9 protein-coding genes are annotated in these 12,561 nt (G+C 60.8%); 3 read left to right on the top strand and 6 right to left on the bottom strand.

Going from position 1 to position 12,561, the window contains the following annotated elements:
• Positions 1–5: 5 nt before the first annotated feature.
• Genes tssJ through tssB form a run of 6 tightly spaced genes read right to left on the bottom strand, consistent with a single transcriptional unit; the run spans position 6 to position 6,539 of the window.
• On the bottom strand, positions 6–1,355 hold the full coding sequence (tssJ, locus tag J3P94_RS14560; protein WP_434568500.1) for a type VI secretion system lipoprotein TssJ: 1,350 nt from the start codon (positions 1,353–1,355) through the stop codon (positions 6–8).
• Positions 1,352–2,374: a type VI secretion system baseplate subunit TssG gene (tssG, locus tag J3P94_RS14555; RefSeq protein ID WP_434568499.1), complete on the bottom strand. Its 1,023-nt coding sequence runs from the start codon at positions 2,372–2,374 to the stop codon at positions 1,352–1,354. Before tssG ends, tssJ begins: the two co-directional genes overlap by 4 nt.
• Positions 2,338–4,104 (bottom strand): type VI secretion system baseplate subunit TssF, encoded by a 1,767-nt coding sequence (gene tssF, locus J3P94_RS14550; protein WP_434568498.1) that lies wholly within the window; start codon positions 4,102–4,104, stop codon positions 2,338–2,340. The genes tssG and tssF overlap by 37 nt, the downstream gene beginning before the upstream one ends.
• Positions 4,105–4,111: 7 nt before the next feature.
• Positions 4,112–4,525, bottom strand: a complete 414-nt coding sequence (tssE, locus tag J3P94_RS14545) for a type VI secretion system baseplate subunit TssE (protein ID WP_434568497.1) — start codon at positions 4,523–4,525, stop codon at positions 4,112–4,114.
• Positions 4,526–5,998 (bottom strand): type VI secretion system contractile sheath large subunit, encoded by a 1,473-nt coding sequence (tssC, locus tag J3P94_RS14540; RefSeq protein ID WP_434574177.1) that lies wholly within the window; start codon positions 5,996–5,998, stop codon positions 4,526–4,528.
• A 37-nt stretch (positions 5,999–6,035) separates the two neighbouring features.
• Positions 6,036–6,539 carry a type VI secretion system contractile sheath small subunit gene (gene tssB, locus J3P94_RS14535; protein WP_434568496.1) on the bottom strand — a complete coding sequence of 168 codons (504 nt, stop codon included), beginning with the start codon at positions 6,537–6,539 and terminating at the stop codon, positions 6,036–6,038.
• A gap of 270 nt (positions 6,540–6,809) precedes the next feature.
• Between tssB and vasI the strand changes: the two genes are divergently transcribed.
• From vasI to tssM, 3 genes are read left to right on the top strand one after another with little or no spacing between them, the layout of a single operon-like run.
• Complete coding sequence (vasI, locus tag J3P94_RS14530) at positions 6,810–7,472, top strand: type VI secretion system-associated protein VasI (RefSeq protein WP_434568495.1); 663 nt, start codon at positions 6,810–6,812, stop codon at positions 7,470–7,472.
• Complete coding sequence (tssA, locus tag J3P94_RS14525) at positions 7,460–8,896, top strand: type VI secretion system protein TssA (RefSeq protein ID WP_434568494.1); 1,437 nt, start codon at positions 7,460–7,462, stop codon at positions 8,894–8,896. Before vasI ends, tssA begins: the two co-directional genes overlap by 13 nt.
• Positions 8,897–8,905: 9 nt before the next feature.
• Positions 8,906–12,547, top strand: coding sequence for a type VI secretion system membrane subunit TssM (gene tssM / locus J3P94_RS14520; RefSeq protein WP_434568493.1), 3,642 nt, complete (start codon positions 8,906–8,908; stop codon positions 12,545–12,547).
• The last annotated feature ends 14 nt before the right edge of the window (positions 12,548–12,561 follow it).

The raw sequence follows: 12,561 nt of genomic DNA, 5'->3' as shown, positions 1-12,561 counted from the left end.
GGGCGTCATCGGGTTTCTCCCTTGAGGCTGACCTGGGCGGCATCCAACTGCACCAGCACGGCGTACTGGCGGCCCTTGGGCTCGACGCGAAGACGCTGTTTCCACTGGCCGACCTCGCTGCTGTGGTAGTTGGCGATCACCGCGATAAAGCGGGTGTCTTCATCCAGGGCGCGCAGATCGACGAACTTGAATTGTCCGGGCTGGAGCAGGTAGTCGTCGGCGCGGATGTAGGTGCTGCCCAAGGTCTTTTTCAGGTCCTCGGCCATGGCTTGGGGGCTTGCGTTGACCAGCAGCGAATCGTCGGTCAACTGTAAAACCTTGAAGGCGATCGGCGTGGCGACGTGCTGCATGGCCGGGTTGCCCCAGGGGGTGGTCAGGCGCACGTCTTGGGCGTCGTAGTCGCCCAGCAGCGTGTCTTCTACGGGCGACATCGGCACGAGGGGCGTTAGTTCTTCGCTCAGTGGCGACTGGGCCGGCACGTTTTCGTAGAGGTGATTGAGCAGGGTTTGCACCTTGTCCGTCAGCGCTTGGGGGCTGGTGGCTTGCACGTGGAGGGTGTAAGGCGAACGGCTCGCGCCTTCATCCGGTGCAGTGCCGGTGCTGGTCAGGCGTGGGTTGACGTCGTCGCTGGCGTGCAGGCTCAGGGAGTAGCGACTGGGCAGGTCGTCGGGGCCGCCGACTGGGATCGACGGCGTCCAGATCACCTGGCCGATTTTGCCGAGCATGGTGCAGCCGCCGAGGGTCATGCAGGCGAGCAACAGGGTGCCCAGGCGCAGGGTGCTGAACAGGCTGACGGTGCGCTTGGGTGCAGGCGCGCAACGGTCAGCCAGCGGTTCGGGTGGCGGCGTTTCATTCATCGCTCGCAGCGGGTCGCCTTGCTCGGATAAATCCACGGCTTGGCAAAGGCGCTCGAATTCTGAGCAAGTGGCTGGTCGTCTATCCGTCGGCGGCCGACTCGGCAGGTCTTCCTGGCGCCACACGTACATGCCCTCGGGGTGGCCGCCGAGAAGCTCATCGAGCGAATGCTGTCCTGGGGTGTGCTCACCCAGCTGAACCGCGACCTTATACGCACCGATCTGCAACCGATCACCGTCGTTGAGGCTTATTGCAACATGACGCTCAAGCGGCAGGTCGTGACCGTTGACGTAGGTTCTGCCGCTGCGGTCGATCACGCAGAACCGTCCTTCGATGACACGGATGTCGCAGTGGTTGGGCCGCACGCTGTTGTGGCGATCTTCCAGGCGCCAATCCACCGCGGCACTGCCGATGCTGCCGCCCTGTGGGCCAAATTGATGAGCGGGCAGATAGCCGTGCAACAGCTGTGCAGGATTGCTGATAACCAGGCTCAGCTTCATGCGCGCCCCCGAATCCGCACCACGGCGGGAAGACGTTGTTCCTGGTGTTGGATGAAGCTGGTCCAGCCCAAGTGACTGCCGCTGTCGCGGAGCAGGTTGAAGGGCGGGACATCTTCTTCGCGCAACCCCAGTTCCAGGTCGTAGGCGGTGGCATCGCGCAGCAGAAAATCTATCAACTGGCGCAACCGCCCGAACTGCTCGCCGCTGGGCAAAAACTGCCGAAAGCACGCCTGAGTCAGATTCGGAATTACCAGGGTGAACTTGCTGGCGCGGGTCTTGCTGCGGTCACCCACCACAAAGTCGTTGCCCAAGGTGCCGTTGGCCTTGCCCAACGCCATACGCTGACGCTGCGGCAAGCTCACCGAACGCGCCTCGAATTCACGGATGTACACACCATGCAGGTCGAAGCAATGTTCAACAATGCCGGACACCACCGAGGGTGAGCGGCTGCGGCTGGCGATCAGGCCGGCAAAACTCAGCAGACGGCCCCAAGGCAGTGGTGTGGCGCCGCGTAGGTCGTTGTCGTTCAACCCGATCAGGGAAAATACATAACGCGAAAACCGGTCGCTGGCCTCGGCCTGAAAGCGAATGTAGTAGCGGTACTTGCGCCAGCTGCTGTGCAGGAGGGTCAGCAAACGGTGATTGAAGAAATCCATAAACGCTGGGCGAATCCCGCGCTCCTGGGCCTGTTCGTAGGCCAGGCGATCCAGGTAATAACCGGGCAGCGGCGAGTCGGTGCCGTGCAGGCCGAAGAAACTGGTCTGCAAGCGGTAGCGCACTTCTTCGCCATCCTCTTCCACCCGCGCGGCCAATACCACGTCGGAAGCCGGAAAGCCCAACCCCGCATGGCTTTGCAGGCGTACCCGACGGTGCGCCGCAGCACTCAAGGGCTGCGCCTCCAAGTCATCACCATGCAAAGCGTGCAAATGCTCCAGCAGACGGTGAAACGAGTAGTTTCGCGCGTCGGCCAGCAGCACATCGGCTAGATCACGGGTTGTCTGCCGGTCAACAGTGGCCATTCATAACGCTCGTTGTTGGTGGTATTGATCACTTCCAGGCGATGGAAGGAATTGATGCTCGCGTACAGGGCGAAGAAGTGCGAAAGCACGCTGGCGAACAGGTACAGCTCGCCCTCGCAGAGAAAAGCGTTCTGGTCCAGTTGCAAGCGGGTCTGCACACCGCGCACCGGCTGGCCTTTCATCAGCCAGTCGATGGGGGTGGTCACCGCATCCTGGATGCCATTGAGGCGCTTGCGGGTGGCACGGGCCTGTTGCAGATCGTGCAGGGCGGCAAAGTCATAGGCGCGGATCACCGCCTTCAGCGGCTCGGCCGACAGCAGCGACAGGTAGTTCAGCGACAGGTTGGAAATCAGCGTCCAGTGCAGGCTGCTGTCCAGCACGGGCCGATAGCTGCGAGTCGGTGCGATCAGGTTGGTGTAGGTGGCAAACGACGGCGTGACTTCGGTGGACAGTGATACATCCCCCACGCCCAGAAGTTGGGGCAGATCGCGATTGGTGCAGGTCAGTTCGATGGACGCTGTTTCATGTTCGCCGATGTACAAGCTTTCATCGCCGCGCACGAAGGCGATGCGATGACGCAAGCCCTCGCGGCCATGGGATTCTTCGATATGCGTGCGAAAGTACAGCGCGGTGCGGCCCCGTGCATGTTCGATTTCATGCTGGAACGACTCGAACGGGGTAAAGCGCCGCAACGGATCGCCCTTGCGCTCCTTGTCGGCGGCATCCCAGCCGGCCACGTCGTCGACGCTGAAAATTTCATAGGCCTGCGGGTGATTGCCGCTGGGGCTGATCCGCTGTTCCGGGCTGCGGCCGTCCAGGGCTATCGGGTTGGCATCGTGACGGAACAGGTTGACCGCCGGCGCACAGAACAAGTGAAGGTCTGTTGTGCGCAGGTGCGTATTGGCCGGCATCGGTCGGGAGAAATGAAATTCGAAGCGAATCTGTCCAGCACTGACGGCCGGCCAGACCTTGGCAAGCCGGGTCAGGCTGAAAAAGTGGAATCGCTGTGGGAACACAAAGTATTCCTGCAGGATCCGATAGCCATCGAACACGTTGCGCGGGTAGGGCAGCAGTGCCTCGTCGGGGGTGAAACCGGGAAAGCCCAGCTCGTCGGGGTTCAGGCGATAAGGCGTGTTGTCGACGTACAGCGTGAAGCTTTTGAGGTAGTGGGCCAGCCACAGGTACAGCGTCAGTGCGGTGGCATTGTCGCCGCCGAGGTGAAAATCCAACTGATCGCACTCAAGGCTGTCGAGTGGTTGTTGGGTCAATACGTTGAGGTCGATGCGCAGCGTCGAGGCTTCGCGGCTGTGGGCATCGCTGACGGCCTGCAACGCCAACGGGTACAGATTAACGTCGGTGCAGGTGCGAAACTCGCAGGAGATACCATCCACCGGTTTTGCAAACAACGGCGTGCCCTTGGGAATTGTCTGGCGTTGGCTGATCGCATCGGGCAGTGGTGCAAAGCGAATGATGGTCGCGCTGGGCAGGGGCCGCAGGTAGTTGGGCCAAAGCATCTGCAACAGCGGACGGGTCAGCTCCGGCAAATCGTCGTCGATCTTCATGCCGAGTTTGGCGGTGAGGAAGGCAAAACCCTCCAGCAGCCGCTCCACATCCGGATCGCCGGCCTGATCGCCGAGAAACTGCGCCAGCTGCGGGTTGTCCTCGGCGAACTCGCGGCCGAGTTCGCGCAGGTAGCGCAGCTCCTCGGCAAAGCGTTGTTTCAAGTCCATCGCATCCTCATCTCACTCGGGTGTAGCCGTCGTGGCCATGCATGGCCACCTCGATCTGCACCTGTTCTTCCTTGTGGTTGACCCGCACCTGGCAATCGAGGCGAAAGTTCAGCTCCAGCGGCACGTCCGGATCGGGCTGATAGCGCACGCCCGTGACCTTGATGCGCGGTTCAAACGCCGCCACCGAGCGCCGGATATCGGCGCTGATGGCCACCACCAGATCACTGCTGGCCTGGGTGACGCCGTTGAAATCGCGCAGGCCCAGTTCAGGGCTGCTTTGCGAGCAGCCCTGACGTGAGTTGAGCACCTGTTCCAAGTGTCGTTTGATCGCCTCGACGCGCTGGCGCGCCTGCTCATCCGCGCGGCCAGGGTGGTGGCGCGGTGCATCGGGTTCCAGGCGTTCGAACAGGCTGCCGCCCACTTATTGAGTCTCCAGCCGACCGACCAGCGAGATCTCGAAGTTGGCGCCCATGTACTTGAAGTGCGGGCGCACCGCCAACGACACCTGGTACCAGCCCGGGTCGCCGGCCACGTCCTGCACGACGATTTGTGCGGCCCGCAAAGGGCGACGGCTGCGTACATCGGAGGAAGGGTTTTCCTGATCGGCGATGTACTGCTTGAGCCAGGTGTTGAGTTCGCGCTCCAGGTCCTGGCGTTCCTTCCAACTGCCGATCTGTTCGCGTTGCAGCACCTTGATGTAGTGGGCCAGGCGGTTGACGATGAACAGGTACGGCAACTGGGTGCCGAGCTTGTAGTTGGTCTGCGCTTCCTGGCCTTCGCGGGTCTTGGGGAAGTTCTTCGGTTTTTGCACCGAGTTGGCGGAGAAGAACGCCGCGTTGTCGCTGTCCTTGCGCATGGTCAGCGGGATGAAGCCGGCTTCGGCCAGCTCGAATTCCTTGCGGTCGGAAATCAGCACTTCGGTGGGGATCTTGGCCTGCAGTTGGCCGAGGGATTCGTACAGGTGCACCGGCAGGTCGTCCACCGCGCCGCCGGATTGTGGGCCGATGATGTTCGGGCACCAGCGGTAGCGGGCGAAACTGTCGGTGATGCGTGAGGCCATCAGGAACGCGGTGTTGCCCCATAGGTAGTTATCGTGGTTGCCATCGACGGCTTCGTTGTAGCCGAAGCTGCGAATCGGGTTCTCCAGCCCGTCGTACGGCGAGCGCAGCAAAAAGCGCGGCAGCGTTGCGGCAATGTATTTGGAGTCTTCCATCTCGCGCAGGCTGCGCCATTTGGTGTGGCCGGGGCCTTCAAAGATATCGCTGACTTCCTTGAGCGACGGCAGATCCTGATAGCTCTTGAGGTTGAAGAACTCAGGGCCGGCAGCCATCACGAACGGTGCATGGGCCATGGCCCCCACGGAGGCGACGTAGCTCAACAGCTTCATGTCCGGGGACGACGGGCCGAAGGTGTAATTGCCAATCATCGCCGCGATCGGCTCACCACCGAACTGGCCGTAGCCGGCGGTGTAGGCGTGCTTGTACAAGCCGCTGCGGGTGATGTCACCGGCGTTGTCGAAGTCGTCAAGCAGTTCTTCCTTGGTGACGTGCAACACCTCCAGCTTGATGTTCTCGCGAAAATCGGTGCGATCCACCAGCAGCTTCAGCCCACGCCACGCCGACTCCAGTTGCTGGAACTGCGGCTGGTGCAGGATTAAATCCATTTGCTTGCTCAAGGCGCGGTCGATTTCGGCAATCATCTGGTCAACCCGGTGCTTGTTCACCGGTTGCTGGTGATCACCGCTTTGCAGAATCTCGCAGATGAACGCGGCCACGCCTTGGCGGGCGACCGCGTAGCCTTCCTGCGAGGGCCGGATAGTGGTGTTGGCCAGCAGTTGGTCGAGCAATGACGGGGTTTCGTCAGCCACCAATACTTGGGCGGCGGCGCTTTCCATGGGCATGGGAAATACTCCGTTGAGAAGGGCGTTCAAATCAGTTGTTGGGCGCGTCGAGCACCAGGTTCAGCTCGCTGGCCAGACGCTGACGGGCGGTTTCATCGGTCAGCAGACTTTGCAGGTGTTTGCGGAAGGCCGGGACATTGCCCATCGGGCCTTTGAGTGCAATCAGGGCCTCGCGTAATTCCAACAACTTATTCAATTCCGGTACTTGGCGGGCGACGGCGTCGGGGCCGAAGTCGTTGATGTTTTTGAATCGCAGCTGCACATTTAAATCGGTGTCATGGTCGTTGTTCAAAACAGACGGAACTGTCATGTCTACGGATACTTCTGCTTTGCTCAGCACGTCATTAAAAGTGTCTTTGTCAATTCGGGTGGATTGCCGATCCTCAAGGGCGGTCAGTTCGCCATGACCTCTGAAGTCTCCGGTAATCAATAACTTCAGCGGTAGTTCCACTTCCGCTGTCTGGTCGCCTGTGGCCGGGACATATTTGATATTGATGCGCTCTTTGGGCGCGACAGAACCCTGAGTTTTCGACATGGGAAAGTCCTTTTCGTGAAATTCTCTTATTAAAAGCACCTATTTAAAGGTTTGTCATGTAGGAAAAAGTCTATAAGCCGTGGATGTAGGAAAAGTCGCAGTTTCTACGTGGGTTTATTTCCCGGCATACTATTTGGCTTGCGTCTGACGGACGGCTCTTTAAATTGTAATTTGGAAGGAAAGTCGGTCGCCTTTACTTGCCTATCAATTAGAACTTGGGTGACGCTTGTAAGGTTGGAGAATGCAACTTTCGGGTATCAGGAGATATGGATGCGCAACAAGCGGTTGGGATGGAAGTCAGGGTTCTGCTTGACGATTGTTGTGTTCATGGACTTGCAGGCAGCGACTCAAGATTGCCCGGCCATCGTCTCGCCCTTGAAGCGGCTGGAGTGTTTTGATTTGGCCGCTGGTACGCCCATTCATCACGCACCAGCGGCACCACGTGCCCTGGGCCGGGTGCTGCCGATTGTCGATCTGGTCCAACGCAATGAAGTCAAGCGTCCACCCGATGATCAGCGTTTCCTGCTGTCGTCATTCCCGGAGCCGGACAACGACCAACAACCCCGCTTGGTGATTTCCGCCCCGGCCCTGGGCGCGTTGCCGCCTCGGCCCTATCTGGCCATCAGTTGCGAGTCGAAGATCTCCCGCCTGCAGCTGGTGCTGGATGAGCCGGCGAAGCCCAACAAGATTCGCATTCAGTTGTTCAAGGATGAGCGCCCGGTCTCCGCAGCCTATCAGTGGCAGGTCCTGGACGACGCGGGCCTAGTGGTCGACGCCGGGCGCGGGCTGCAGGCGATTTCCCTGTTGCGCAACATGGGCGGCGGCCAACGCCTGAGACTTGAAAGCGACTATCCCAGGCTGCACGGCCTGGTATTCGACGCTCAAGGGCTGGGCGAACTGATCGAGCAGGAGCGCCAAGTATGTCGCTGGTGATCGACGTGCCGGCGGACACCGTCAAGCTGCTGTTGACGCCCATCGATCCCGAGCAAGCCGCCGGCCATTTTGATGTCGAGGATGAAACCTACCAGGCCATCGACCAGGAAATGGTCAAGCTCGGTGGCCTGCGCGAAGGCGATATCGATTGGGCGTATATCGACGAAGCCTCCCGCCAATATCTGGCGACCCAGTGCAAGCATTGGCGCATCGTTGCCCATCTGCAAGTGGTCTGGCTGCGAACTCGCCAATGGGCGCATTGGGCCGATGCCCTGGGTTTGGTCACCGGCATGGTTGAACAGTATTGGGGCAGTGCCCACCCCAAGCCCGGCCCTACCGGCTATCTGAACAAGCGCAAGCAGGTGCAGCGCCTGCTGAGCGACCTTGGGCAGGTGTTGCCGACCCTGGAGCGCAGCAGTTTTGCGCCTGCCTATCAAGCCGCGGCTGGATTGGCCCTGGCCAAGCTGCAACGCTGTGTCGAAAGCGCCAAGCTCGATCCGGCGCCGCTGGATGCGTTGCAACGTCAGCTGGACAAATACAGCGAGCCGGTTGTAGCTACCGCGCCTGCTCGTACGGCCACCTCAGGCAGCGTGCTGGAGTCAGCTTTTCCCCCCAGCCCCAAACCGCAAGCGCCCAGCAACGAGCGTGAACAACGCCGCGCCGTATTGAACATGGCCGAGCAGATCAATCAGCAGGACCTCTACGACCCTACCGGCTACCAATTACGACGCTACGGCCTGTGGTCGCATTTGCGCACTGCACCTCCCATCACTCGCGACCGTCGTACCGAATTGACGGCCGTGCCCAAGGATATCGTCGATGGTTACCAAGATGCGCTGAACCATAACGCTCTGGACCCGAACCTGCTGCTGCGCCTCGAAAAAAGCGTCTGCGCTTCACCGTACTGGCTGCGCGGCAGCTACCTGGCCGCCCACGTCGCCTCGCGCCTGGCGATGGAGCAAGTGGCCGACGCCATCCGCCAGACCTGCGAGCGGTTTGTCTGTCGCCTGCCGGCCCTGCTGGAGCTGTGCTTCAGCGACGGCACGCCGTTTGTGGATGCGCAGACCCGGGCCTGGATCAGCGGCGCCGATCAGGCGCAAACCACCGGTAGCCCGGTGCAGGATTACGCCAGCCTGCGCGACGAACTGGCCGCCCAACTCAACACTGAAGGCGTTGAGCGGGTGCTGCTGCGTCTGCAGGAACTGCATGCCACCCCTGACGCCCCGCGCCAGCGTAGCTACGCCACGGTGATTGCCGCCGACCTGCTGGCATCGCGAGGGTTGTCATGGCTGGCGGACGATCTCTACGCCAGCGTTGCGCGGCTGATGCGCGATACCACGGCGCAGCGCTGGGAGCCGGAGTTGTACCGGAAAGTGGCGCAACCCATCGACGACAGTCATTTGATCAAAGCGGTTAAGGAGTAGGAGCGATTTATGGGGATGATCTGGGGTTACCTCAAACGCTGGGGCCTGCCGGTGCTGCGTCAGTTCAACCAGGCGGTGCCAGTATTGGTGCTGCTGGGCGTGGCGTTGTTGTTGATCGCCATCTGGCGGCTGGGACCCCAGTGGACCTGGCGTGAGCACCAGCCGCTGGTTGAGTTAGCGATGCGGGTCTCGGCCAGTGTGGTGGTGATCGTAGCGCCGCTGCTGGTCTGGGCGTGGCGGGTGCGCAATCGTTACCAGCGTTTGCAGCTCGAACGCCAACATGAGGTTGCCCTACAAGCCGACCCCTGCCTGCCTTATGTAGAAGCGCAGGAGCGTGCGCTGGACTGCAGCCTGGGCAACCTGCTGAACAATATGGAGCGCCGCCGTTCGCTCTATCAACTGCCGTGGTACCTGGTGCTGGGCGAGAAAAATGCCGGCAAGACCAGCCTGATCACGCGTTCTAACCAGAGCTTTGCGTTATCCCATGTGACCAAGGCCGGAGTGAGGGCTCATCAGGAAGAGCAACTGGCCTATCCGGTGGATTGGTGGATCGGTGACGAGGCAGTGTTGATTGACCCTCCGGGTGAGTTCCTCAGTCATCCGGACTCACCGGCTGAAAACGTCGAGCAACAGGGCAAGGTCAAACCGGTATTGCCCGCCGGCACCCACCCGCGCCTTTGGTCGCACCTGCTCGACTGGCTGGCGCGCAATCGCAGCCGTCGGGCACTCAACGGGGTTGTGTTGGTGATCGATGTGCAGGCTTTATTGGCGCAACGTCCCGAGCAGCGCAAGGCTCACGCCAACCTGCTGCGCACCCGGCTGTTTGAGCTGACCCGGCAATTGGGCACGCGCTTGCCGGTGTACGTGACGCTGAGCAAGTTCGACCTGCTGGAAGGCTTTGAAGAATTCTTCGCCCGGTTGTCACGCAGCGGGCGTGAAGACCTGCTGGGCTTCACCTTCAGCTTGGACGCGGTGGATGATTTTGATGCCTGGCTGGCCGAACTGACGCGCCATTACCAAACCTTTGTCGTCTGCCTGAGCGAACAGGTTTTCAATAGCACCAGGGAGTCGCGCACATTGGATGAGCGTGATCGCTTGCAGGCGCTGATGCATCAGATGGCGGGCTTGCGTCCGGCCCTGTTCGGCTTCCTCAGTGAGATGCTCGGCAGTGATCGTTTCACTACACCGGCGCTGGTGCGCGGGCTGTATTTCTCTTCCGTGTTGCAGCAGGGCACCCTGAGCAATGCCTTCGTCAAAGAAGCAGGGCAAGCCTATCAACTGCCGCCACCGCCACCCGAAGTCAAACCAGCCGGTGGCACAGCCATCTACTTTGCTCAGCAACTGTTCCAGCGGGTGATCTACCCCGAAGCGGGCCTGGCGGGTGACAACATCAAGGTGGCCCGCAGCAAGCGGCGGTTGCTGATCGCCGGATTCAGCGTCGCATCCTTGGGCTGTCTGGTTGTCATCGGCACTTGGCAGTTGTACTTCAACATCAACCGCGACAAGGCTGCCAGCGTCTTGGCCAAGAGCCAGGACTTCAGTGGACGAGACATTGACGCCAGGGTCGACCCCACCGGTCGCAATCTGCTGGTCCCGCTGGACCTGATCCGCGATGCGGTGCAGGTGTATGGCGATTACCGTGAGGCGTGGCCGTTGCTGTCGGATATGGGGCTGTATCAGGGGCGGGCGATTGGCCCGACGGTGGATGAGGCCTATCTGAATCTGCTGTCCAAACGCTTCCTGCCGGCGATTGCCAGCGGTGTGCTGGATACCATCAACGCCGCGCCCTCCGGCAGCAATCAGCAACTGGCGGCCTTGCGCGTCTATCGCATGCTCGAAGAGCGGCAAAACCGCCGTCCGGCCATCGTAGAAGAATGGGTCGCCAAGCAATGGCAGCGCGCCTATCCGGGCCAGGGTCAGTTGCAGACCGACTTGATGGGTCACCTGGGCTACGCGCTGAAATATGCCGATGCCGATCTGCCGCAATACCGTGAGCGCATTGCCCAGGTGCAGCAGCAATTGCGCCAGTTGCCCATGGCCGAACGGGTCTACATGAGCCTGAAACAGGACGCCCTGGAGCGTTTGCATCACCCGCTGGACCTACGCAATGAGGTCGGCCCCGCGTTCGATATCGTCTACCGTCCACTGAACACCGATCAAGAGGGCAGCGGCCTGCAATTGCCGCCGATGCTCACCGCCAAGGGCTTCAAGGACTACTTCGAGCCTGGCACCGAAGGCATCATCGAGCTGGCCATGATCGACCAGTGGGTGCTCGGAGAACGCCAACGCCTGGACTACTCCGATGAAGACCGCAAAGTGCTGACCCAACGTATCCGGGCTCTCTACAGCGCCGATTATGTGGACAGCTGGCGGCGGGCGTTGAACCAGTTCGCGGTGACTGACTTCGATGACCTCAGCCACGGCGTGGCCGTGTTGGAACAGGTGACCGGCCCGGCTGCACCACTGCGACGCTTGCTGGAAACCTTGCGCGACAACAGCGTTATCTACCCGTCGGTGCCCTTGGTCGAAGGGCAAGCACCGCTCTCGCTGGACAAGGTGTCGGACGGCCAGCAACAAGCCGCCGGCATCCGGCGCGCGTTCTCCAGCCTGGCGGAACAGATCACTGCGCGAGGTGAGCAGCCGTCCTATTACGAAGAAACCCTGCGCTCGGTCAGCGCCGTCTACGACTACGCCAAAACCGTACACGACAACCCTGATCCCGGTAAGGCGGCGCTGAAAACCGTACTCAACCGCTTCTCCCTGGACGGTGCTGACCCGATTGCCAACCTGCAACGCGTCGCCGTGGGCCTGCCCGAACCGCTGAACCAGCACGTCAAGAAACTCGCCGACCAGACCTCACAGGTACTGGTGATTGCCGCCTTGCGTGAGCTGGAAAAACGCTGGGACAGTGAAATCTACAGCTTCTACCGCGACCGCCTGGCAGGCCGCTACCCGTTCAAGGCCAGTGGCGAGGACGCCTCGCTGGAAGACTTCGAAGCCTTCTTCGGCCCGCAGGGGCGCCTGCAGCAGTTCCACAACCAATACCTGAACGTGTTCCTCAATGACAACCTCGACGCCCTGTACTCCGACAGCCTCGGCGGCTACCTGGTGCGCAACGACGTGATGGAACAGCTCAAGAAGGTCGAACGCATCCGCGACACCTTCTTCAACCACCGCGGCCTCCTGGCGGTGCAACTCACCATCGAACCGCTGGCCCTGAGCGCGACCCGCCTGAGCAGCATGCTCAGCGTCGACGGTCAATTGATCCCTTACCAGCACGGCGCACCACAACGTACCGGGCTGGTATGGCCCAACAGCCTGGGCAATACAAATGGCAGCCAGTTGACCCTGGTGCACAGCACCGGCAACACGGCCAGTCTGAGCTATCGCGGGCCGTGGTCACTGTTTCGACTGCTCAGCCGCGGCCACCTCAATGGAAGAACCGATACCAGCGTGGACCTGACTTTTGCTGTCGCCGATGGGTTGATGCGTTATCGGATTGGAGCGGAGAAGGCCAACAACCCGATTACCCAGCGCAGTTTTGAAGGGTTTGTATTGCCGCGGACGTTGCTGGAGGAGCATCGATCAAAGAAAGTCGTAAGCGAAGTTGAAGATATCGCCGCAACAGCGCTCAACGATGAGCGCCTATAAATCAGCTGCCAATT

The organism is Pseudomonas sp. Z3-8 (assembly GCF_051131975.1).
GTDB lineage: Bacteria > Pseudomonadota > Gammaproteobacteria > Pseudomonadales > Pseudomonadaceae > Aquipseudomonas.
This window is presented reverse-complemented; position numbering and strand designations above follow the sequence as displayed.

Coding starts and splice junctions, on each gene's coding strand:
- tssJ (WP_434568500.1), bottom strand. CDS start 1,355: ATGAAGCTGAGCCTGGTTATCAGCAATCCTGCACAGCTGTTGCACGGC.
- tssG (WP_434568499.1), bottom strand. CDS start 2,374: ATGGCCACTGTTGACCGGCAGACAACCCGTGATCTAGCCGATGTGCTG.
- tssF (WP_434568498.1), bottom strand. CDS start 4,104: ATGGACTTGAAACAACGCTTTGCCGAGGAGCTGCGCTACCTGCGCGAA.
- tssC (WP_434574177.1), bottom strand. CDS start 5,998: ATGGAAAGCGCCGCCGCCCAAGTATTGGTGGCTGACGAAACCCCGTCA.
- tssB (WP_434568496.1), bottom strand. CDS start 6,539: ATGTCGAAAACTCAGGGTTCTGTCGCGCCCAAAGAGCGCATCAATATC.
- vasI (WP_434568495.1), top strand. CDS start 6,810: ATGCGCAACAAGCGGTTGGGATGGAAGTCAGGGTTCTGCTTGACGATT.
- tssA (WP_434568494.1), top strand. CDS start 7,460: ATGTCGCTGGTGATCGACGTGCCGGCGGACACCGTCAAGCTGCTGTTG.
- tssM (WP_434568493.1), top strand. CDS start 8,906: ATGGGGATGATCTGGGGTTACCTCAAACGCTGGGGCCTGCCGGTGCTG.